The 22,496-nt window shown below is 67.8% G+C and carries 18 protein-coding genes and 1 pseudogene; 12 read left to right on the forward strand and 7 right to left on the reverse strand.

Features of this window, described 5'->3' with window-relative positions:
• Nucleotides 1-40: 40 nt before the first annotated feature.
• The 4 genes and pseudogenes from AC1Q5B_RS01235 to AC1Q5B_RS01250 form a co-directional block, all read left to right on the forward strand.
• Nucleotides 41-244, forward strand: a pseudogene (locus AC1Q5B_RS01235) (glutathione-dependent formaldehyde dehydrogenase); the annotation flags it as partial.
• The gene (locus tag AC1Q5B_RS01240) at nt 230-1,015 is read left to right on the forward strand and encodes a DUF72 domain-containing protein (RefSeq protein WP_492630928.1); all 786 of its coding nucleotides are present in this window, start codon (nt 230-232) and stop codon (nt 1,013-1,015) included. The pseudogene AC1Q5B_RS01235 and the gene AC1Q5B_RS01240, both read left to right, overlap by 15 nt.
• Entirely contained in the window at nt 1,008-1,748 is a 741-nt protein-coding gene (locus AC1Q5B_RS01245; protein WP_492629925.1) for a DNA-formamidopyrimidine glycosylase family protein, read from the forward strand. The genes AC1Q5B_RS01240 and AC1Q5B_RS01245 overlap by 8 nt, the downstream gene beginning before the upstream one ends.
• Nucleotides 1,749-1,917: 169 nt before the next feature.
• Entirely contained in the window at nt 1,918-4,506 is a 2,589-nt protein-coding gene (locus AC1Q5B_RS01250) for an excinuclease ABC subunit UvrA (RefSeq protein WP_492629926.1), read from the forward strand.
• Nucleotides 4,507-4,644: 138 nt separating this feature from the next.
• Here AC1Q5B_RS01250 and AC1Q5B_RS01255 read toward each other — a convergent pair whose 3' ends face one another.
• Entirely contained in the window at nt 4,645-5,259 is a 615-nt protein-coding gene (locus AC1Q5B_RS01255; protein WP_492629927.1) for a GNAT family N-acetyltransferase, read from the reverse strand.
• A 245-nt stretch (nt 5,260-5,504) separates the two neighbouring features.
• Here AC1Q5B_RS01255 and AC1Q5B_RS01260 point away from each other — a divergent pair, with 245 nt between their 5' ends.
• Nucleotides 5,505-6,800: an acetamidase/formamidase family protein gene (locus AC1Q5B_RS01260; protein ID WP_492629928.1), complete on the forward strand. Its 1,296-nt coding sequence runs from the start codon at nt 5,505-5,507 to the stop codon at nt 6,798-6,800.
• Between the two features lie 103 nt (nt 6,801-6,903).
• Here AC1Q5B_RS01260 and AC1Q5B_RS01265 read toward each other — a convergent pair whose 3' ends face one another.
• Nucleotides 6,904-7,950, reverse strand: a complete 1,047-nt coding sequence (locus AC1Q5B_RS01265; RefSeq protein ID WP_492629929.1) for an NAD(P)H-binding protein — start codon at nt 7,948-7,950, stop codon at nt 6,904-6,906.
• Nucleotides 7,951-8,122: 172 nt separating this feature from the next.
• On the opposite strand from AC1Q5B_RS01265, the gene AC1Q5B_RS01270 reads away from it, so the two are divergent.
• The 4 genes from AC1Q5B_RS01270 (at nt 8,123) to AC1Q5B_RS01285 (ending at nt 14,157) form a co-directional block, all read left to right on the forward strand.
• Nucleotides 8,123-9,067, forward strand: coding sequence for an AraC family transcriptional regulator (locus AC1Q5B_RS01270; protein ID WP_492629930.1), 945 nt, complete (start codon nt 8,123-8,125; stop codon nt 9,065-9,067).
• Nucleotides 9,068-9,240: 173 nt separating this feature from the next.
• The gene (locus AC1Q5B_RS01275; RefSeq protein WP_492629931.1) at nt 9,241-9,876 is read left to right on the forward strand and encodes a TetR/AcrR family transcriptional regulator C-terminal domain-containing protein; all 636 of its coding nucleotides are present in this window, start codon (nt 9,241-9,243) and stop codon (nt 9,874-9,876) included.
• 118 nt (nt 9,877-9,994) lie between these two features.
• Nucleotides 9,995-11,083, forward strand: a complete 1,089-nt coding sequence (locus AC1Q5B_RS01280) for an efflux RND transporter periplasmic adaptor subunit (protein WP_492629932.1) — start codon at nt 9,995-9,997, stop codon at nt 11,081-11,083.
• Nucleotides 11,080-14,157, forward strand: a complete 3,078-nt coding sequence (locus AC1Q5B_RS01285) for an efflux RND transporter permease subunit (RefSeq protein ID WP_492629933.1) — start codon at nt 11,080-11,082, stop codon at nt 14,155-14,157. Before AC1Q5B_RS01280 ends, AC1Q5B_RS01285 begins: the two co-directional genes overlap by 4 nt.
• A gap of 95 nt (nt 14,158-14,252) precedes the next feature.
• On the opposite strand, the gene AC1Q5B_RS01290 is transcribed toward AC1Q5B_RS01285, so the two are convergent.
• From AC1Q5B_RS01290 to AC1Q5B_RS01300, 3 genes are read right to left on the reverse strand one after another with little or no spacing between them, the layout of a single operon-like run.
• Nucleotides 14,253-14,834: a methyltransferase family protein gene (locus AC1Q5B_RS01290; RefSeq protein ID WP_492629934.1), complete on the reverse strand. Its 582-nt coding sequence runs from the start codon at nt 14,832-14,834 to the stop codon at nt 14,253-14,255.
• Nucleotides 14,835-14,846: 12 nt separating this feature from the next.
• Nucleotides 14,847-15,890 carry a hypothetical protein gene (locus AC1Q5B_RS01295; RefSeq protein WP_492629935.1) on the reverse strand — a complete coding sequence of 348 codons (1,044 nt, stop codon included), beginning with the start codon at nt 15,888-15,890 and terminating at the stop codon, nt 14,847-14,849.
• Nucleotides 15,874-16,434, reverse strand: coding sequence for an RNA polymerase sigma factor (locus AC1Q5B_RS01300; RefSeq protein ID WP_492629936.1), 561 nt, complete (start codon nt 16,432-16,434; stop codon nt 15,874-15,876). The genes AC1Q5B_RS01295 and AC1Q5B_RS01300 overlap by 17 nt, the downstream gene beginning before the upstream one ends.
• Before the next feature lie 126 nt (nt 16,435-16,560).
• Between AC1Q5B_RS01300 and AC1Q5B_RS01305 the strand changes: the two genes are divergently transcribed.
• Both AC1Q5B_RS01305 and AC1Q5B_RS01310 read left to right on the forward strand, forming a co-directional pair.
• Nucleotides 16,561-17,229: a dioxygenase family protein gene (locus AC1Q5B_RS01305; protein WP_492629937.1), complete on the forward strand. Its 669-nt coding sequence runs from the start codon at nt 16,561-16,563 to the stop codon at nt 17,227-17,229.
• Nucleotides 17,226-17,798, forward strand: coding sequence for a cytochrome b (locus tag AC1Q5B_RS01310; protein WP_492629938.1), 573 nt, complete (start codon nt 17,226-17,228; stop codon nt 17,796-17,798). Before AC1Q5B_RS01305 ends, AC1Q5B_RS01310 begins: the two co-directional genes overlap by 4 nt.
• A gap of 103 nt (nt 17,799-17,901) precedes the next feature.
• On the opposite strand, the gene AC1Q5B_RS01315 is transcribed toward AC1Q5B_RS01310, so the two are convergent.
• Nucleotides 17,902-18,366 carry an Lrp/AsnC ligand binding domain-containing protein gene (locus AC1Q5B_RS01315; protein ID WP_492629939.1) on the reverse strand — a complete coding sequence of 155 codons (465 nt, stop codon included), beginning with the start codon at nt 18,364-18,366 and terminating at the stop codon, nt 17,902-17,904.
• A 108-nt stretch (nt 18,367-18,474) separates the two neighbouring features.
• On the opposite strand from AC1Q5B_RS01315, the gene AC1Q5B_RS01320 reads away from it, so the two are divergent.
• A complete protein-coding gene (locus AC1Q5B_RS01320; RefSeq protein ID WP_492629940.1) occupies nt 18,475-21,444 on the forward strand; it encodes an L-glutamate gamma-semialdehyde dehydrogenase in 2,970 nt (989 codons plus the stop codon).
• Here the strand turns inward: AC1Q5B_RS01320 and AC1Q5B_RS01325 are convergent.
• Nucleotides 21,425-22,477, reverse strand: a complete 1,053-nt coding sequence (locus AC1Q5B_RS01325) for a YncE family protein (protein ID WP_492629941.1) — start codon at nt 22,475-22,477, stop codon at nt 21,425-21,427. The two genes, AC1Q5B_RS01320 and AC1Q5B_RS01325, sit on opposite strands and share 20 nt — an antisense overlap.
• Between the last annotated feature and the right edge of the window lie 19 nt (nt 22,478-22,496).

The raw sequence follows: 22,496 nt of genomic DNA on the forward strand, positions 1-22,496 counted from the left end.
GGAGACCTTGTCAGGCAATCTCTTCGAGGTTCCGGCGATGGAGGACGACGATCCTGCGGGCACGATCATCGAGGCTACCGGCGGGCGTGGCGTCGACACCAGCATCGAGGCCGTCGGTTTCGAGGCGAGGGGCAGTACGACCGAGATGGCGCTGTCCACGCCGAAGCTGGAGGGCTCCAGCGGCAAGGCGCCGCGGCAAAGCATCGGCGCGACGCGACGCGGCGGCACGATCAGCGTGCCGGGACCACCTCGCGAACAACGGAAAGCGGCTGGCGTACGCGTCGGCTGCGCCGGGTGGGCGACGCCCCGCGCGTATCTGGATCTGTTCGGCGACGGCGGGAGCGTGCTGGCCCGCTACGCCACGCGGTTTTCGATCGTGGAGATCAACACGTCCTTCTATCGGCCGCATCGCATGGAGACGTATGCACGATGGGCCGCCACCGTGCCGGCCGGGTTCCGTTTCTCGGTAAAGATGCCGCGGACGATTTCGCACGAACGGGCCCTGCGCGCTGCCGGTCCCGCGCTGGACGCGTTTCTCGCGCAGACCGAGGGCCTGGGACGGCACCTGGGCGGTTACCTGCTGCAGCTGCCGCCCTCGCACGCGTTCGATGCCCGCACGGCGTCCTCGTTCTTCCGCCTGTTGCGGCGGCGCACCCAAGCGCCGTGCGCATGCGAACCCCGCCACGCCAGCTGGTTCAGCGAGCGCGCCGATGCACTGATGCGGCGCCACGCGATCAGCCGCGTCGCGGCGGACCCGGCGGTCCTGCCGGCGGCGGCCATGCCGGGCGGCCATCCGGGTTGGTCGTACTGGCGCTGGCATGGCGCGCCCCGCATGTACTACAGCGCGTACAGCGATACCGCGCTGGCGTCGCTGGCGGCGTCCGCCGCGCAGGCGGACAGTCTGGAGGCGCCGTGGATCATCTTCGACAACACGGCGCGGGGGTTCGCCGTACCCAATGCAGCGTGCCTGCAGGAAAAGCTGACGTCCGCAGGCCAGGCGCAACGTCGTGCCTGAAGGCCCTTCCCTGCTCATCCTGCGGGACGCCGCCCGCAAGTTCCGGGGCAAGACGGTGCGTGCGGCGACCGGCAACAGCAGCCTCGATCTCTCGCGCATGCAAGGCAGGCGCGTGGTGTCGGTGCGGAGCTGGGGCAAGCACTTCCTGCTCGAGTTCCGCGGCTTCAGCCTGCGGGTGCACATGCTGCTGTTCGGATCCTACCTGATCGATGCCGGGAAGGATGCCGCACCGCGAGCATCCCTGCGCTTCGACAACGGCGTGCTGAACCTCTATGCGTCATCGCTCAAGTACATCGAAGAGCCCCTGGACGAGGTCTACGACTGGCGTACCGACGTCCTGTCGCCCGAATGGGATGCAAGGCGGGCACGTGCCAAACTGCGTGCGCGGCCCGACGTCCTGGTCTGCGATGCCCTCCTGGACCAGGACATCTTTGCCGGCGTCGGCAACATCATCAAGAACGAGGTGCTGTTCCGTATCCGGCTCCATCCCGCGGCGCCGGTCGGGCGGATCCCCTCGCGGCAGCTGGGCCACCTGATCGCGCAGGCCCGTGAATACAGCTTCGATTTCCTGGCGTGGAAGAAGGCGGGCGTACTGAAGCGCCATTGGCTCGTGCACGGCAAGAAGACCTGCCCTGCCTGCGGAAAGCCGCTTGCACTGAAGGAACTCGGAACCCGGAAACGCCGTGCGTTCTTCTGCGTCCGTTGCCAGCGGATGCCGGGAGGCTCCGGGTGAGACCTGCATTGTTTCTGGATCTCGATCCACGTCGGCGCATGATCGCTGGCCTTCTCGCGCATTCGCAGCCAGACGCGCTGGCACCCGCATCCTGTTGTGCCATGCAGAGGCCGATATGACGAAAGCGCGGAAATCCGCCAAGCGCGCGCGGACCCAGGCGACGGATGGCATGATCCGTGTCCGCGGGGCACGCGAGCACAACCTCAAGAACGTCGATCTCGACATCCCTCGCGATGCCCTGGTGGTGTTCTCGGGCATTTCGGGGTCGGGCAAGTCGTCGCTGGCGTTCGGCACGCTGTACGCCGAAGCCCAGCGCCGCTACCTGGAATCCGTGTCGCCGTACGCGCGCCGCCTGATCGACCAGGTCGGCGTGCCCGATGTTGACGCGATCGAAGGATTGCCGCCGGCCGTCGCCCTGCAACAGCAACGCGGCACCCCGAACGTGCGTTCCACGGTCGGCAGCCTGACGACGATTTCGAGCTCCCTGCGCATGCTGTACTCGCGTGCCGGCACTTACCCGCCGCGGCAGCCGATGCTGTATGCCGAAGACTTCTCCCCCAACACGCCGCAGGGTGCGTGCCCGCACTGCCATGGGCTGGGCCATGTGTACGACGTGCCCGAATCGCTGATGGTGCCGGATCCGACGCTCACCATCCGCGAGCGCGCCATCGCATCGTGGCCGCCCGCTTGGCATGGCCAGAACCTGCGCGACATCCTGGTGACGCTGGGATACGACGTGGACACGCCGTGGAAGAACCTGCCCAGGAAGGACCGGAACTGGATTCTCTATACCGACGAACAGCCCACCGTTCCCGTCTACGCCGGGTTCACGCCTGCGGAAACGCGAACCGCGCTGCGGCGCAAGACGGAACCCAGCTACATGGGCACCTATATCGGCGCCCGGAAGTACGTACTGCGCACGTTCGCCACCACGCAAAGCGCGCAGATGAAGAAGCGCGTCGCACGCTTCATGCGCGGCGCCGCCTGCCCGGTCTGCGAAGGAAAGCGACTCAAGCGCGAGGCGCTGTCCGTGACGTTCGCCGGTCGCGACATCGGCGAGTTGTCCCGGCTCCCGCTGGACGCCATCGCGGAGGCGCTCGCGCCCGCCGCCGAGGGCCAGTTCACAGCACCCTCGGTAACGAGACCGCGCAGCAAGCAGGCCGGCAGGCGCCTGGCCGACGCACGCGTGGCGAAGGGCGGCTCGGCCCATGCCGGAAGTCCGGATGTACGCCGCACTCCGGATCTGTCGGAAGAGAAGCAGATTGCGGCGCAGCGGATCGCCCAGGACCTGATCGATCGCATCGCCGGGTTGCAGTCCCTGGGGCTGGGCTATCTGTCGCTCGACCGGATCACGCCCACGCTGTCGTCCGGCGAACTGCAACGCCTGCGCTTGGCGACGCAGATCCGCTCCCAGCTGTTCGGCGTGGTGTACGTCCTCGATGAGCCTTCCGCCGGCATGCACCCGGCGGATGCCGCGGCCCTGCACGAGGCGCTCGACGACCTGAAAGCGGGCGGCAACACGCTGTTCGTCGTGGAGCACGATCTGGACATGCTCCGCCGGGCCGACTGGCTGGTGGACGTGGGCCCCGGGGCAGGCAGCCAGGGCGGAGAGATCCTGTACAGCGGTCCGCCTGTCGGATTAAAGGACGTCGCGCACTCCCACACCCGCGACTATCTGTTCCCGCGAGGCAAGCGTGTGCGCCGCGCGCCCCGGCAGCCCGGCGACTGGCTCGTTCTCCAGGGCATCCATCGCAACAACCTGCACGGCCTCGATGTCCGCTTTCCGCTCCGTGCGTTCACCTCGGTCACCGGGGTATCCGGGTCAGGCAAGTCGAGCCTGGTCAGTCAGGCACTGGTGGACCTGGTCGGCGAATACCTCGGACACACCGCCGTCCCGGACGACAACGAAGGCGAACCGTCGCTTACCCAGGCACTTGCGCCGACGCGGGGTCGCATCGTCTCGGGTGCGGAGCACCTCCGCCGGCTGGTCAATGTCGACCAGAAGCCCATCGGGCGTACGCCGCGCTCGAACCTCGCCACGTATACCGGCCTGTTCGACCACGTCCGCAAGCTGTTCGCCGCGACGCCCGCGGCCAGGCGTCACCGGTTCAATGCGGGGCGATTCTCCTTCAACCTGGAGGCGGGGCGCTGCGCGACCTGCGAGGGCGAGGGGTCGGTGCACGTGGAACTGTTGTTCATGCCCAGCGTCTACGCGCCCTGTCCGACCTGCCACGGCAAACGCTTCAACGCAAAGACGCTGGAGATCACGTGGCGCGACCACGATATCGCGCAGGTACTGGCGCTCACCGTGGAGGCGGCGATCGACGTGTTCGCGGGCGAGGACGCCGTGCGGCGACCGCTGCGACTGCTGTCCGAGATCGGGCTCGGTTACCTGACGCTGGGCCAGCCCGCCACCCAGCTCTCCGGGGGAGAAGCACAGCGGATCAAGCTCGCCACGGAGCTGCAGCGCAGCCAGCGCGGCGACACGCTGTACGTGCTGGACGAACCCACCACCGGCCTGCATCCGGCGGACGTCGACAAGCTCATGGTGCAGTTGCAGCGGTTGGTCGATGCGGGAAACACCGTCATCCTGGTCGAGCACGACATGCAGGTGGTCGCCGACAGCGACTGGGTCATCGATGTAGGTCCGGGGGCAGGCGATCTTGGTGGGCGCATCGTTTCCGAGGGCGTCCCAACCGCGGTGGCAATGGCGGATGGAAGCGCCACCGCGCCGTACCTGCGAAGAATTCCAGGGTGATTGCGATGCCAGCTCCGGGTACGCAACGCACGTCGTGGTGCAGCACAGTGCTTGTGTCGCAGTCGCGACCCGAGGATGCGTCCCGCAGGCGTTGCCAGTCGCTCCGATCCAGAGGCCGCGGATGGCCGCTCCAAGCCGTCAGACGGAATGCCACCCCTGTCGGTGCGGCAGCAAGTCGAGCGTGTACTTCTCCTCGATCACCTGCGTCCCCCACTGCCCCGGCTTTTCCTCGACCTTGCGAAAACCGGCGGAGCGATACAGGTGCGCGGCGGCCGGCAGGATGCTGACGGTCCATAGCACGACGGATCCGTAGCCGGCGAGGCGCGCGAACGTCAGCGCTTCGGCGAGCAGCCAGCGGCCGAGGCCAGACCCACGGAATGCCGGCTCCACCAGGAACCAGCGCAACTGCGCCACGCTCTCATCCGCGTCCACGATGGCGATGCAGCCGGAAAAAGCGCCCGCGCGTTCGGCGATCCAGAGTCGGTCCCTATCGCCGGCAAGACGCAGGAACCGCGCCAACGGATCGGCCACGTACTGTTCGAACGACGCGTCGAAGCCGCACTCGCGCGCATAGAGGTCCACATGCCGAGCCACGACTGTACCGATGTCGTCGGGTCGTGGATCCGTGCGCACCTGGAATCCTGCTGGTGGTGCCGCATGGAACACCGGTGAATCCGTTGGAATCATCGAACCTCCTTTGCGATATGCGCTTCGTGCCGTCATCCGGCGGATGCTGGCGAATGCGCCGGTCACACCAGGGCCACCCCGATCACACTGAAGGTTCTGCCGTTCGACCGCAACAGGCCTGGCACGCTGAGGACTCCGCCTTCTGACGTCTCGCCTCATCTTCTCGGCGCTTCGGGGCTCGCGCTTCGATGGGCCATGCCTGGATCGTCGACGGTTTCCTGGAATGATCGCATCGACGTCCCGGGATCGAGCATCCTTGCAACCAAACGGGCTCGCTGCGCATCTGTTCGATTTTGGCCAGTGGAGTCTCCATGCGCGCGCTCGCCAGGTGCTTGCTTCCCCTCCTCTTCTTTGCCGCCTTTGCGAGTCAGGCCAAACAGGACGTATGGCTGCTTACCATCGATCGCTGGGGGAACCCCGAGTATCGAACGCTGACCCTGTCACGGGACAAGACATCGCTCACAGGCAGTTTCGGCGGAAATGCCGTGAGTGGCCACCAGGACGAAGGGCGCTTGATCTTCTCCTCGGTCGATCCCGCCAAGGATCGCTATCGGTTCGAGGGCCGCATACACGACGGCGTGCTGGAAGGCCGCATCGAGTATCCCGACACGAACGATCGACAGCGGCGGGTATGGCACGACGCGCACGGTCGTCTGATGGCGCCTCCGCCGACCGACAGCACGCGTACGCTCGATCCCCAATCGTTCCATAACGCGTTCACCGCCGATGCCCGACCGGCAATGGTCATCCGGCCGGGGCAGATCATCTCCACCTCCACGATCGACTCCGGTGGGGTGGATCGGGACGGCAACACGCGGGCGCTCTACGGCAATCCGCAGACGGGCCCCTTCTATGTCTGGGATGCCCAACCCGGCGATGTGCTGGCCGTGAAGCTCACCCGACTCCGTCTCAATCGCGACTTCGCCGACAGCTTGGATGGATTCACGCCGCGCGCCATGAGCCAAGGCATGGCCGCGCGTATGGGGAGCCTCGGCAACCGCGTGCGCTGGCATGTGGATCGCGAGGCTGGAACCGCCACCCTCGACGATGCGCCGGCGGCATTGAAAAACTTCGTGGTTCCCGTGCGTCCGATGCTCGGCGGCGTCGGCGTGGCGCCCGATTTCGGCTTCGCCGCGTTCTCCGCAGGCGACAGTGGTCGCTTCGGCGGCAACATGGATTACAACGGCATCGTGGAAGGCGCGACGGTCTATTTGCCCGTATTCCAGCCGGGCGCCCTCCTGTTCCTCGGCGATGGGCATGCGCTGCAGGGCGACGGCGAGACCACCCAATGGGCACTGGAGACGTCCCTGGACGTGGAGTTCAGCGTCGAGATTCTTCCCTCCCGATTGATGGCCACGCCACGCATCGAATCGGAGGAGGCGATCTCGACGCTCGGCCAGGCCGGCTCCTTGGACGAGGCCGTCCGATTGGCAACGGCAGGCATGGTGCAATGGCTGAGCCAGGACTACGGCCTGGACGACCGCGAGGCCTCGCTGGTGATCGGCACCATCGGAGAACTGCGCATCGCCACGCTGGCGGGCCGCAACGCAGGCGTCGCCATGCGCCTGAAGAAAGACAGGCTGCGGATGTTGGACAGGAAGAGATGACGGCGACGCCAAGGTCGGTCCACTCGAAACTGGCTGGAGACGTAGGGATTCCGGCTTTCGATCTGCCACCGACGCCTGGACCGCTTGAAAGGTCTTCAGGATCTCAGCGTGCGACAAGAGGTCGCAGCACCGCTTCGCACCACCGCTGGAACGACGTCGGCGTGCTGTTCGCCGAGGTGCGCGTGACGGCGTTGTCGAGCCCCTCGTTCTTCGCCCGGGCCATGTCGGTCATTCCCTGCGCCATGGCGGATGACATTCCCCGCTGGATGAAGCCCGCCCGGTAGGCGTCAAAGGTGATCCTCCGGTACTGGACGGGTTTGCCGAGCACCTCGGACATGATGCCCGCCATGTCGTTGAAGGACAGGTCCTGCGGACCCAGCAGCGGCACTTCCGCCTGTCCGTCCCACGTGTGATCGAGCAGCAGCCCGGCGGCGACCGTGGCGATGTCGCCGCTCGCGATCGCGGGCAGCGTGCGATCGCCGTCCATCGGAAGGAAGAACGCGCCGCTGTCCCGGATCGCAGCGGCCTGGCGGGCGATGTTCTCCATGAAGGACGGCATCGTCAGCGCCCGAAAGTCCGCGCCGGTGGCGGCGATGAGATCGTCCATCTCGAGCGACGCGGTGACATGCCCCGCATGGGCCGCCATCGGCGTACCGCGCCCGAGCGCTGAAACGCCGACGACCCTGCGGATACCCCGCTTGGCGATCGCCTGGCAGGCGGGACGGGAGAAGTCCACATAGGCCGCCCTCACGCTCGGAGCGGCCGGATCGGGCGGGCAGAGCCAGAAGACGGTATCGATGCCATCGAGCGCCTTGTCAACGACATCGGCGTCGCCGTGCGAGCCCTCGACGACATCGACACGCTGTCGAACGTCCGGCGCGATACGCGCGGGATCGCGTGCGATCACCCGGACGCTGGCCTGCCGGTCGAGGAGATGGCCCAGTACCTGCTGCCCGATGGCGCTGGTGGGCGCCGTCAACAGGATGCTGCTGCGTGCCGGCGCAGCGGCATGCCCGGACAGGGACACCCCCAGGCCCGCGAGCACGCCGCCGCCCGCACCCAAGGCCAGGCTGCCGAGAAAGCGGCGCCGGTCCGTGCGCGTGTCCGGGAATTCCTGCGCCACTGGCGCGGCGCTGGCGTCTTCTTTCATGGGATGGGTCGCCTTCTGGGCAAATGGCGGGCCGTCGCGGTTGTCCGCCTCCATCGCAAGGCTAGCGGCCATGCATCGCCGGGGCCATGCGCAGGAATCCGCGGTTCCTTCGTGATCGTCCAAAGGCACATCGATGCGCTGCGACGTCCCGCAACGCCGGCCCGCATCGCCGATGCTGGTACAGAATGGCGGCATGGATCCCTTATCCGATGTCCTCTCGCTGCTGAAGCCTCGCAGCTACGTGTCATCCGGCCTGGACGCGGGTGCGCCGTGGTCGATCCGGTTTCCCGAACAGAACAGGCTCATCAAGTGCTACGCCGTTGTATCCGGCCAATGCTGGCTCGTGGTCGAAGGCATCGCGCCGGCCACCCTGGTCACGACCGGGGACTGCTTCGTGCTGCCGAGCGGGCGCGCTTTCAAGCTCGCCAGCGACAGGACGCTGGCGCCGGAAGCCTCCCAGCTCTATTTTCCTCCGCCGACTCCCGCCAGTACCGTTGTCATCAATGGAGGCGGTGACTGCCGCCTCGTGGGCAGCCGGTTCGGCGTCAGCGGAAGCTACGCCGACATGCTGATGGAGATGCTGCCGCCCGTCGTCCATATCCAGAGTCCGTCGGGCAGGGCCACACTGCGCTGGTCGGTCCAGCACATGATGGAGGAGCAGCAGGCGGCCAGGCCGGGAAGCGCACTGGTCGCCCAGCACCTGGCGCACATGATGCTCATCCAGGCGCTCCGCCTGCATGTGGAACACGCTCATCCGCACGGAGCGGGCTGGCTGTTCGGGGTCGCGGACAAGCAACTCGGCCCGGTCATCGCTGCGATCCACACCGACCCGGCGCAGCGATGGACCCTTGAAGGGCTCGCGCGCGTCGCATGCATGTCCCGCTCGGCTTTCGCGCAGAGGTTCAAGGACACCATCGGCCTGTCGCCCATGGAGTACGTGACGCGTTGGCGCATGTTGCTGGCGGCCGACAGGCTCGAGCACACCCCGCAATCGGTATCGACCATTGCGTTGTCGCTCGGCTACGAATCGGAAAGTGCGTTCAGCACGGCTTTCAAGCGGCTGATGGGCGTGGCGCCACGCCACTACGCTCAGCGGGCGACCGCCGCCTCTGGATGATCGCTGCGCAGCCGATGCCCGCCGTGAACGGGCTTCGACCCGGCGGTGTTCGCTCCAGGTCGCACGCCCTCTTCCGGAATCCGGACAGGCCTCCCGTTCCCGCGCAGCACAGGTGGGTTGCCAACCCAACCTAACATCGTTAGAGTGCGCAGCCTAACAATGTTAGATTGAGCATGCGCAGCCCCCTCAACCAAGAGCACATCATCGCTGCCGCCTTCCAGCTTCTGGACGAGGCGGGCATCGAGGGCGTGAGCCTGCGCAAGGTGGCCTGCAGCCTGGGCATCCGTGCGCCCTCGCTTTACTGGCACTTCAAGAACAAGCAGGCGCTGATCGATGCGATGGCCGACGCCATGGTCGCGGAGGTCGCCCGCGACATTCCGGAAGGCCAGCACTGGCGTATCACCATGCACCAGATCGCCAACGAGTTCCGGACCGCGTTCAAGGCGCACCGCGATGGCGCGCGCGTCTACGCCGGCACGTTCCTGGCGACGGAGAACGTCCTGCGGGTGGGCAACGCCACCATCGGTGCCCTGATCGATGCGGGCGCCAGTGTCGACTTCGCGGCGACGACGGCGCTGGACTCCATCTACTACGTGATGGGCTTCGTCATCGAGGAACAATCCCTGCCCGACGAGCCCGGCGTGATGGAGGGAGTGCAGCAGGCTTTCTTCGAACTCGCCAGGGCGCGCTTCCCGCATTGCTGGGAAGCGCGCGACCTGTTCGCCGAACCTCGGTTCGACGAACGCTTCACCAACGGTATCGACCTCATCCTGGATGGCGTCGAGCAACAGATCTTAAAGAGAACTTAATTCCATCCTGCCCAGAATCAGGATGTGCAGTCGAACACCGCTGTTCCTCCGTCAGCCATGCGTGGGCGCTTGCGTGTCCCGCAGTAGCCAGTAATTCCATTCTCCCTACGGCTCTCCCATGCACGCATCCGCCTTGCGTTGGTCGCTCCTGCTCATCGCCCTCCCCGTCCTTGCCGCGTGCGGCGGAAAAGAAGAACCATCGACGGAAGCCTCATCGGCCCTCACGGTCGCCCTGGCGCCCGTCCAATCCTATCCGCTGGCGCGCAGCGTCGTCGTATCGGGTCCCGTGTCGGCCTATGAGGAAATGCAACTGGGCGTAGAACTCAGTGGCCAGCGGGTGACCGCGCTGAATGTCGACGTCGGGCAGCAGGTGAAGAAGGGACAGATCCTGCTCGAACTCGACCACCGCACGCTGGACAGTTCGCTCGCGCAAGCGGAAGCCGCCACGCAGGAAGCCGGCGCGTCGCTCGCACTCGCGCAGGCACAGCAGTCGCGCGGCACGAAACTGGCGGCGGAACAGCTGATCAGCGCGGCGGATCTGGACCAGCTGCGCGCCACCACCACGCAGGCGGAGGCGCAACTGACGACGGCGCGCGCATCGCGCGATGCCGCCCGGCTGCAACGCGACTTCGCGCGCCTGCGGGCGCCCGCCGATGGCGTCATTTCCAAGCGCCTGGTCCAGCCGGGCCAGGTGGTGGCCGCGGGCACCGAACTGCTGCGGCTGATCCGCGACGGCCGACTGGAATGGCGTGCCGAACTGCCGGAGAACCAGCTCGCCCAGATCGCCGTCGGCAACGGCATCGTCCTGTCCTACACCGGCCAGGAGATCACCGGCCGCGTCCGCGCCGTCACCCCCGGCATCGATGCGCAGACACGCACCGGCACGGTCTACGCCGACCTGCCCGCGCCGGGTCCGCTCAAGCCCGGCACGTTCGTGGAGGGCCGCATCCTGACCGGCGACGGCCAGGCGCTGATGGTGCCCACCGCCGCGGTAGTCCAGCGCGATGGCCACAGTTACGTGTTCGTCACCCAGGACAAGCAGAGCGTGCAGCGGCGCCGCGTGCGCACCGGCCAGACGAGCGAGGGCCGCGTGGAGATCATCGACGGCCTCAAGGCCGGCGAACAGGTCGTCTCCGAAGGCGCCGGTTTCCTGGGCGACGGCGATCGCGTCCGCGTGGTGGCCGGCAAAGAGGCCGCGGCACGATGAACATCTCAGCCTGGGCCATCCGCCGGCCGCTGCCGGCGCTGATGGTGTTCTTCGTCCTGTGCGTGGCGGGTCTCTGGGGCTTCTACCAGTTGCCCGTGGCGCGCTTCCCCGATATCGCGTTCCCGATGACCACGGTCACCGTGACCCAGCCGGGCGCTTCGCCCAGCCAGCTGGAAACCGAGGTCACGCGCAAGATCGAGGACTCGGTGGCCACGGTCAACAACGTCAAGCGCGTGATGTCCACGGTCAGCGAAGGCGTCAGCACCACCAGCATCGAGTTCGAACTCGAGGCCGATCTCGCGACGGCGCTGGACGATACCCGCGACGCGGTCACGCGCGTACGCACCGATCTTCCGCAGGACATCCAGGAACCGGTGATCTCCAAGGTCGATATCGGCGGTTCGCTGATGACCTACGCGCTGGTCGCCCCGAAGCTGACCGACGACGAAGCCAGCTGGCTGGTCGATCGCGAAATCTCCCGCGCGATGTACGGCGTGCCGGGCGTGGCGCGCGTCACCCGCATCGGTGGCGTGCAGCGGCAGGTACGCGTCGATCTCGATCCCAATGCGCTGCTGGCCTTCGGCGTCACCGCCGGCGACGTTTCCCAGCAGCTGGCGCAGATCCAAGTGGAGCGCGCAGGCGGCAAGGCCGAGCTGGATGGCGCCCTGCAGACGATCCGCACGCTGGGCACGGTGGCGAACGCGCAGGCCCTGCGCGACTACTCGATCAGCCTGCCGGACGGCCGCTCGGTCAGGCTCTCCGCGCTGGCCACCGTCACCGACGCCGCGGCCGATCCTACCGAGGCCGCCCTGCTGGACGGCGAGCACGTGGTGGCGTTCTCGATGTCGCGCACGCGCGGTTCCAGCGAGGTCAAGGTCGAAGAGGGCGTGCACGAGGCGCTGGACGAACTCAAGAAATCGCATCCGGGCGTGGACTTCCGCCTGGTGACCACGGCCATCGACGAGACCCACCGCTCCTACGACTCGTCGATGACGATGCTCTACGAGGGCGCGTTGCTCGCGCTGCTCGTCGTGTGGGCGTTCCTGCGCGACTGGCGCGCCACCTGGGTGTCGGCGCTGGCGTTGCCCCTGTCCATCATCCCGACCTTCGCGGTGATGTACTGGTTCGGCTTCACGCTCAACATGATCACCCTGCTGGCGCTGTCGGTGGTGGTGGGCGCGCTGGTCGACGATGCGATCGTGGAGATCGAGAACATCGTCCGCCACCTGAGGATGGGCAAGCCGCCGCTGGAGGCGGCGCGCGAGGCGGCCGGCGAGATCGGCAACGCCGTGATCGCCACGTCGCTGACGCTGGCGGCGGTCTTCGTGCCGGTCGCGTTCATGCCGGGCATCGCCGGCAAGTTCTTCCGCGAGTTCGGTTGGACGGCGGCCACCGCGGTGCTGTTCTCCCTGCTGGTCGCGCGCCTGCTGACGCCGATGATGGCCGCCTACCTGCTCAAGCCGCACGGCGAGGAGAAGGGCGACTCCCGCCTCATGACCTGGTATCTGCGCTGGGTGGACGCGGCGCTGCGCCATCGCGCGCGCACGCTGTGGATCGCCACCGGTCTGTTCGTCGCTTCGCTGGCGCTGATCCCGCTGATCCCGGCCACCTTCATTCCCCAGTCCGACCTGGGCCGCAGCAACCTGAGCCTGGAGCTGCCGCCAGGCACCCGGCTGGAAGAGGCCGTGGCGGTGTCCGAGAAGGCCCGTGCGCTGCTCAAGGACATGCCCGAACTCAAGCAGGTGTATACGGCCGTCGGCAGCGTGCTCGATCTGGGCGATCCGTCCACGGTGGGCGTGCCCGATCCGCGCAAGGCCACGCTGGTGCTGGACTGGGGCGTGGCCGACGATCGCGATCGCGACCAGCGCGAACTCGAGCGCGATGCGCGCGCCCGTCTGGCCGACATGCCCGGCGTGCGCGTCAGCTACGTCAGCTCCGAGCCGGGCAACCTGCTGCAACTGGTGCTGTCCGGCGACGATCCGCAGCGCCTGCAGGAGGCGTCGCTGGCGCTGGAACGCGACCTGCGCGGCCTGCCCGGCCTGGGCAGCGTGACCTCGTCGGCGTCGCTGCTTCGTCCCGAGATCCAGATCGTGCCCAACGCCGCGCGCGCGGCCGACATGGGCGTCTCGACGGCCGCCATCGCAGAAGCCGCCCGCATCGCCACCGCCGGCGACTACGAGCAGCGGCTGGCCAAGCTCAACCTGCCCGACCGCCAGGTGCCCATCCGCGTGGGCTTCTCCGAAGCGACACTGTCCAACCCGGCGCTGATCGGCCAGCTGCGCGTGCCCGGACGCTACGGCCCGGTGCCGCTGGCGGCGGTGGCCGACATCCAGATGGGCAGCGGCCCCTCGCAGATCTCGCGCTACCAGCGCCAGCGCAACGTCACCCTGACCGCCGAGCTCAACGGCCGTCCCCTCGGCGAAGTGATGGAGGCGGTGCAGGCGCTGCCCAGCGTCAAACGGCTGCCGCCCGGCGTGAGCTTCCTCAACACCGGCGACGCGGAAGTGTTCGTGGAGCTGTTCGTGGGCTTCCTGCTGGCGATGGCCGCCGGCATCGTGTGCATCTACATGGTGCTGTTGCTGCTGTTCAACCACGCGCTGATGCCGCTGACCATCCTGATCGCCGTGCCGCTGTGCGCGGGCGGCGCGTTCGGCGCGCTGCTGCTGACCCAGAACATGCTGTCCCTGCCCGCCCTGATCGGCCTGCTGATGCTGATCGGCATCGCCACCAAGAACTCGATCCTGCTGGTGGACTATGCGGTCATCGCGGAGGACGAACACGGCCTGAGCCAGCACGATGCGCTGATCGACGCCTGCCGCAAGCGTGCGCAGCCCATCATCATGACCACGCTCGCGATGGGCGCGGGCATGATGCCCATCGCCCTGGGCTTCGCCGGCGATTCCAGTTTCCGCGCGCCCATGGCCATCGCCGTCATCGGCGGCCTGGTGACGTCCACGCTGCTGAGCCTGATCGTCATCCCGGCCGCCTTCACCCTGATCGACGACATGGGCGAATGGCTATCCCGGCGATTCAGGGGTCGGCCCCGTCATGCGAGTGGCCAACCGTCCGCGTAGCCGGATCCTCGGATCCGGTTGGGCGATCCATGGCAGCCAAGCGCGAAGCGCCTGCGGAACCGGATCGCCCGACGCCACTCCCATGCGATACGCCTCTAGAGGAGACCGGGAATCAGTGCCTTGGTGCGTCGCCTGTATGCCGCATAGGCCTGACCGAACTTCTCGCTGAGCCACCGTTCCTCCACCCCCAGCTTGCGCCAGAAGGAGGCCAGTACGATGGCTACGGCAACAAGACCTCGCCAGTCTCCCACCTTCAGCGCCGTGCCAAGGAAGGCGAGCAACAGGCCCGTGTAGATGGGATGGCGAACGTAGCGATAGGGCCCGACGTCGATAAGCTCATGATCGTGCTTGAGCTGGACGACACTGCTCCAATTGCGTCCAAGAAGATGCCGCGACCAGCAAGCCAGGCCTGCACCTGAAACGGCGAGCGCCAGGCCGAGTCCTTTGACCCATACCGCTTTGGGAACGAAACGTTCCCTGAGGAAGCTACCCTCGAACCAATCGCCTGGGCCCAGCAGGACAAAGGCGACAACCAATGGCGTCCAGTAGACGAACAGCTGAAGCAGCACGGGTTCAGTGCGGCTGGAGCGCTTCACGTTGCGCGCGCTCCACAGCCAGAAAAGTCCGACAGACCCCCAGACGATCTTGAACGCGATGGAGATGAGGTACTCAGTCATGGAGTCTCCCGTTTAGTGACCGATACGGCGTCCTTCCTGATTCACCGACTCCATCCAGGGGAACCCGTCCCGCCAGTTGAGCCACCACGCCTTGGGGGGGCGCGGCATGCGCTCCCACCACAGATTCATCGCATGCATGCTGCCACGTGACCACGCCTCTTGGTGCTTGGCATCCGTCGGCACGTCGAGCAGCGCCGCCAGCTTCGAATAGACCGGCCCGTTGGCCAGTGCTGGATAACGTGTCAACAGACTGAGCAGGGCGAAGCTGTCCGCTGGCGTCGCCTCGCGGACGACGGCCTCTTCGCCGCCGGGCGGGCGTCCTCCTTCCGCCATCGCCAGATCGAGGTGGCGGACGGCCGCGCGGAACGCGGCGCTCGACGTGGTCGCGAGGGGAATGCCACTGCGCGTCGCATCGAAGTCGAGGCCCGATCCCGCCGGCACCAGCGTCTCCTGTCCGTTGACGCGATGCATGATCCAGCCGTTGGTGACGTGGATCGTCCCCTCGCCCCGCCGGTTGCGGCTCATCTCGAATTCGCAGCCCAGGTCGATGGTTTCGCTGGTACCCGCCGCGATGCCGAAGTATCCGGGAGGCGCCCAGATGCGCGCACGCACGCGCCCTTCCAGCAGTTCCAGACGATGATGACCCCCACGCGTGTCCAGCAGCCGGATCCGCGTTCCCGGCAGCACGTCCATGCGGCCGATGCGCGCCACCCGGACGGTGGCCGACTCTCCGGCACGGGTCGTCAGCGTGCCGCCGACGCCCAGCGAGGCCGGCGCCGGACCGGCGTCGGCATCGACCGCCCATTGCCGGCGCTCCTCCCAGTGCAGGCGCCAGGGTACCCAGACGGCGACGCCGGCCAGACACGCCGCAAGCGCGACGGCGGCGGCCAGCAAGGCGCGCCGCGCACGCCTGCGCGGAACGGCCGGCGGCCCTGCCGACCACACCCGCTCGGGTGGCGGAACATGCCGGTACCGGCCCAGCAACGACGCGAGATGCGCCAGCGTCTCGTCGCCGGGTTGCTGCGGATCCCACAGCGGATCAGGTCGTTCGATCATCACCCTTCTCCTCGTGCTGCGTGACGATGCCCAGCGCATCGCGCAGCCGGGCCATGCCGCGATGAAGGTTCACGCGGACCGACTCCGGTGTCAGTCCGGTCAGGTTCGCGATCTCCGGACCGCTCAGGCCTTCGACCAGCCGCAGCATCAGGGTCTCGCGGTAGGCTTCGGGCAAGCGCCGGATCGCACGCAGGGCTTCGCTGGCCTGGGCGGCCGCATCGGGACCCGCGCCACGCCACGCGGGATCGTCGACCTCCGCGAGGTCCCGTTCCTCGACCATGGAAACCGGACGGTTCCTGCGGGCGATCATCGCGATCCACGGACCGAAGGACGCAGGCTCGCGCAATTGCGCCAATCGCTCGAACGCGACGACGAAGGTTTCCTGCGTCAGTTCTTCTGCCCGCGCGCGCGACGCCACGCCCAGGTGGATCGCATGCACCAGCGGCGCGAAGCTGCGGTAGAGCCACGCGAACGCCGACTGCGATCCACGCCGCGCGTCCTGCACCTGCCTGGCGATGTCAGCTGGATCGATCGTGGCCTTCATGGCCCATGGGGTCCGGGGTGGCCTGGAAGTAGAGGGCAGTCCGAGCGGAAGTGTTAACACGCCGGACGCGGTTAACGCAGCGTGGCGACGCCGGCTCTTCCCTTGTGGACCCTCCGGAGACCGCCCATGCCCCACCCCCCGCCCTCGTTCCGCCCCTTCGCTGCCCGTGTTGCGCGCATGCTCCTCGCGTCGCTGCTCGCCGCGCGCTCAGCGCCGGGCGCCGCCGCCACGCCCGTCGTCGGGTTGCCCTGCGAGGACTGCGACGTGCCCCTGATCGGGCTGCCCACCGATCCCCCTGCCCTCGTCCGCCTGGCGCCCGATGACGAACCCGGCGAGCGCCTGCGCCTGACCGGACGCGTGACCGACGCGCAAGGCAGGCCGCGCCGCGGCGTGGTCGTATACGCGCACCAGACCGACCGCCAAGGCGTCTACCCGGGCGAAGGCGGCAAAGGCGATGACGGCATTCGCCAGCATGGACGACTGCGCGCCTGGGCCTCGAGCGATGCGGAGGGGAGGTACACCTTCCTGACCATCCGTCCCGGCAGCTATCCGCGCAGCACGATGCCGCAGCACATCCACCTGTACGTCATCGAGCCAGGCTGCGCGCTGTACTACATCGACGACGTGCTGTTCCGCGACGACCCGCACCTGACCGCGTCGGCCGCGCGCAAGGCGGACAAGGGGCGCGGTGGCAGCGGGATCGTGACGCCGGTGCGGACCGCGGACGGATGGCTGGCGCGCCGGGACATCGTGCTGGGCCAGAACATCCCCGGCTATCCCGGTTGTGCGCCATGAAACCGCAGCCCTTGGACCGCTATCCCTGCATCCTGCGCGTGCTGCATTGGCTGCTCGCCCTGATGCTGGCCCTGCAGTTCGTGCTCGGCTTCGCAGCAGAGTATGGCGCCGCGCGGGTGTCCGAGGCGCTGCTGCCGCTCCATTTCCGGCTCGGCGTCATGATCCTGGGACTGACGGTACTGCGCCTGTGCCTGCGCCTCGTGATGCCGACGCCAGCGGCCGACCCGGGAGAGTCGCTCGGTCTCCGTCGCGCCCGGTCGGCGGTCCACGGCGTGCTTTACCTGCTGGTGCTGGCGGTACCGGTCAGTGGCCATGTGATCTGGGTATGGATGGGTGCGGACCGCAGTTTGCCCGGAGGATTCGAGATGCCGGCACTGTTCGTGCCGCCGGAGGATGAAGCCGGCCGCGCCGTCGCCTGGTACGTGCACGTCTACGGCGCCTGGATCCTGCTGGCGGCGATAGGCCTGCATGTGCTCGCGGCGATGCTTCGGCAGAAACGTCGAGGCGACGACTTCATCGCCCGGCGTATGGGGCTCAGGAGGACAGGGCCGCGAAGGCACGCGGGCTGACGTCGCCGTCAAAGCGTTTCGTCACTTCTTCCGGACGAGCCGACCGTGAGAGGGACCTGAGCCGACGACCCTCGGTGCGGGAACGCGCATGGATTCGGCCGCATCAGATATCCAGATGGATGGCGGTGCTGTTCTTCACTTCTTCCATTACAGCGTAGGTCCGGGTTTCGCGAACGCCCGGCAGCCGCCATAGCACGCGTCCCGCGAGTTCGCGGTAGTCGGACATGTCGGCGGCGCGCAGTTTCAGCAGGTAGTCGAAGCCACCGGCGACCAGATGGCACTCCATCACTTCCGGCCGATCGCGCACCGCACGCCGGAAGTCCTCGAGGATGCCGGGCGTGGTGCGGTCGAGCAGCACCTCCACGAACACCAGCAGGGCGCCGCCGAGCTTCTGCGGATTCAGCACCGCGCGATACCCCAGGAGGTAGCCCTCCGTCGTCAGTCGACGGACACGTTCGAGCGTCGCGGTCGGCGAAAGATGCACGGCCTCGGCGAGCTTCAGGTTGGTCATGCGGCCATCCTGCTGCAGCAGCATGAGAATCCTGCGGTCCGTCCTGTCCAACGCCATCAAAGTCTCGCTTTCGCCCGGGAACCGCCCGTGCAAACCGAGACTAATTCTCCAGGGCGAACTCGAAAATGGCGGACACACGCCCTCTCTTCGCCAAAGCTGCCCATCATGCGACTCCCCAGCCCGTACCGCCCCGAAACCGACGTGGTCACCGCTCTCCTCGCCGAGATGGAAGGGGTCGACTGGGAGGTCGCCAGCCGCGATGCGCTGCCATGGATCGCCCAGGTCAGGGCGCGGCCGGCCTCGGGCATGGCACTGGAAACCCTGCTGCACGAGTACCCGCTCTCTTCCAACGAGGGTCTCGCCCTGATGCGGCTGGCCGAGGCGCTGTTACGCGTGCCGGATGCCGACACGGCGATGATGCTGACCGCCGACCAGCTGTCGCGCGCCGACTTTTCCGGCGCCTCGCACTCCTGGTTGGCCACCTTGTCCAGTCAGGCGATGGGCCTGTCGAAGAAGCTCCTCGGCCAGCAGGGCCGGCCACAGGGATTCCTGGGGAAAATGGGCGCCAAGGCGGTGGTCGCTGCCGCCGTCCGCGCCGTGCAGGTGATGGGCAAGCAGTTCGTGATGGGCCAGACGCTGGCCGAAGCGTTGGACGACGCCCGCAGGCAACGCAAGGTGCGCGGCGACCTGTGCTTCTCCTACGACATGCTCGGCGAAGGCGCGCGCACCGACGCGGATGCGCTCGACTACCTGAAGAGGTACACCGACGCCATTGCGGCGCTGGCTGAGCGCAGGGACCGCATCTTAAGTGTAGAGCGGGCGGACGGCATCTCGATCAAGCTGTCGGCGATCGACGCCCGTTTCGAGCCGCTGCAGCGCGACCACGTCATGGCGGTCACGGTACCCCGAGTACTGTCGCTGGCCCGCGCAGCGGCCGCGGCCGACATCAACCTGACCCTGGACGCCGAGGAGAGCGAGCGGCTGGAGATCTCGCTCGATGTGTTCGAGGCGGTGGCGCGCGGCGTCGCCGACGAGTATCCGCAGTGGCGTGGCTTCGGCCTGGCGGTGCAGGCCTACCAGACGCGCGCGCCGGAGGTGATCGGCGAGATCGCCCGCATCGCCCGGGCCCACGATCAGCGCTTCATGGTCCGGCTGGTGAAGGGAGCGTACTGGGACTACGAGATCAAGCGGGCACAGGAGCTCGGTCTTCCGGCGTTCCCGGTATTCACGCATCGCCACCATACCGACCTCGCCTATCTCGCCTGTGCGAAGGCGATGCTGGCGATGCCCGAGCAGATCTATCCCCAGTTCGCCGGGCACAACGCCGGCACCCTGGCCGCCGCGCTGCACCTGGCGCGCGCGGCCGGCACGCCGTTCGAACTGCAGCGCCTGCATGGCATGGGCGATCCCGTGCATGCCGAACTGCATCGCCAATATCCGCAGATCGGGTTGCGTATCTATGCGCCGGTCGGCACGCACCAGCGCCTGCTCGCGTATCTGGTCCGGCGTCTGCTGGAGAATGGTGCGAACTCGTCGTTCGTGAACCAGCTGGCCGACCCGCATGTTCCGCCCGAAGACCTCGTCGTGTCGCCGCTGCGGCAGGCCTCGCTCAGCGGCGTGACGCTGCCCCGATACCTGCTGGAGGAACGATGCAATACGGCGGGCATCGATCCGACCTGCACGGCGATGGCCGGTCCCTTGCTCGCCGCATGGCACGGGACGCGGATCGAACCACCGCCCGCTACCGACGGCGATGCGATCCGGGCGGTCGTCGCCCCGCTGACCGCGGGCCAGAAAGCGTGGAATGCGCACGGCGTGGAGGCGCGCGCCCTCGTCCTGGAACGCGCAGCGGAGGCGCTGGAGCGCGATCTGGCGCACTGGTGCGCGCTGATCGTGCGCGAAGGCCACCGTACCTGGGCCGATGCCATTCCCGAAGTGCGCGAGGCCGCCGACTTCTGCCGGTACTACGCGCAGCAGGCGCGCGGGCTGATGGTGCCGCGAACAATGCGGGGCATCACCGGCGAATCCAACGCCTACCGCCTGCGTGGACGCGGTGTGTGGGCCTGCATCTCGCCGTGGAATTTTCCGTTGGCGATCTTCACCGGACAGGTGGCCGCCGCGCTGGTGACCGGCAACGCCGTGATCGCCAAGCCCGCCGAGCAGACGCCGGGCGTGGCCGCGCGCATGATCGCGCTGCTGCACGATTGCGGCGTGCCGCGCGATGTACTGGCCGGTGTGTACGGCGACGGCCGCATCGGCGCGGCGCTGGTCGCGCAGCCGGGCATCGCCGGCGTAGCGTTCACCGGATCGACCGCGGTCGCCAGGGCGATCGCGCGTACGCTGGCCGACAAGGACGGACCGATCGCGCCGCTCATCGCGGAAACGGGTGGCATCAACACGATGATCGTCGATGCGACCGCGTTGCCCGAGCAGGTCGTGGACGCCGTGGTGCAGAGTGCGTTCCGCAGCGCCGGCCAGCGGTGTTCGGCTCTGCGCGTGCTGTGCGTGCAGGACGAGATCGCGGACGACCTGCTGGCGATGCTGCGCGGCGCGATCTCGCTGCTGCGCGTCGGTCCGGCCGACGACCTGTCGAGCGATCTCGGCCCCGTGATCGATGCCGAGGCCTTCGCCCGGCTGCAGCAGCAGATCGCAACGCTGGAGCGGTCCGCGACGCTGATCGCGCGCGCCCCTCTGCCCGACAACACGGTTGACGCCCACTATGTGGCGCCTGTGGCGTTCGAGATCGAGGCGCTCGAAGCGGCCACCGAGGAGATCTTCGGTCCTGTCCTGCAGGTGGTGCGCTGGCGCGGCGACGTCGCTGCGCTGGTGGAGCGGATCGACGCACTGGGCTACGGACTCACCCTCGGCGTGCAGACACGCATCGATACCCGTGCCGACGCCATCGCCGATGCCGCGCGGACCGGGAACGTCTACATCAATCGCAACATGATCGGCGCGGTGGTCGGGGTGCAGCCGTTCGGTGGGGAAGGCCTCTCCGGCACCGGGCCCAAAGCAGGCGGCCCGCTGTACCTGGCGCGCTTCTGCGCGGAATCCTCGGTCAGCGTGAACACCGCCGCCGCAGGCGGCGATGTGGCGCTGATGGTCGGCGCCGGCGTCACCTCGGCCCGTAGGTGAGCACCACGAAGCTGTCGGGATGGTAGGTGGTGGTCGCTTCGCCCTTGTCGTTGGGCGCCGTGCTCGTGAAGGCGGCGTTGACCACGAACAGACGGCCGTCGCGCTCGTCCAGCGCCATCATGCGGGCGCCCATGCGCGTGGCGACGGAGCCCAACGGCCGGAAGCCGTCGGCACCGTCCTGCGCGATGACGCTCAGCGTGCCGTCGTAGTTAGACGTCACGATGCGGTGGCGTTGCTCATCAATCGCGAAGCCGTCCAGGCCGAAGCCGATCGGCAAGGTGGCGACCACGCGGCCGGTGTCGACGTCCAGCGCGAAGAAGCCCGGCTTGTCGCTGGCGCAGGCGCCGAGCAGGCGACGGGTCCGCGCCTGGTAGCGGACCTTCGACACCGCGCACCCCACCGGCCAGCGTGCCGTCTCTTCCAGCGTCGTGGCGTCGAGAACCAGCACGATGCCGTCCTTGCGCGCAGGCGCGAACAACCGGCCCTGACCATCACTGGCGGGATCGTCCATCTTCCGGAACGGGAACACCGTCGTCTTCAACAGGCGTCCGGTCGCCGCATCGAGGGTGAACCAGGTGGAGCGCTCGGGCCGGCTGCCGACGATGGCGTGCACCTGCCGGGTATGGGGATCGTAGATGGCGCTGTTGAGGCCGCCGTCCTTGGCCAGCGCCACACGGCTCAGTGGCTCCAGTGTGCCCAGATCCAGCGTGAGCAATGAGCCGTCGTCCATCGCCACGTAGCCCCGGCCGTATTCCGGCAGCAGCAGCGGGCCATTGGCGCCTCGCGAATTCCCGACGGTACGGATGACCGCGCCGGTATCCACGTCGAACACGGTCAACCCGTCGGCCAGACGCGCCATGAACAGACGCGACGTGCCGGGCTGGAACTTGATGTAGTCGTATCCCGTATCCGTGCTGGGCAACGGGGTCGCGTGCTCGAGCGTGTACAGCAGCTCGCCGGCAGCGGTCGGAGCGGTGGTGATCGCAGCGCTGGCGGCCGCCAGCAGGGACAGCAGCAAAGGGATCGGCTTCATGGGGGTGTTTTGGGTGGCG

The sequence above is a fragment of the Pseudoxanthomonas sp. GW835-FHT14C01 genome (assembly GCF_058793715.1).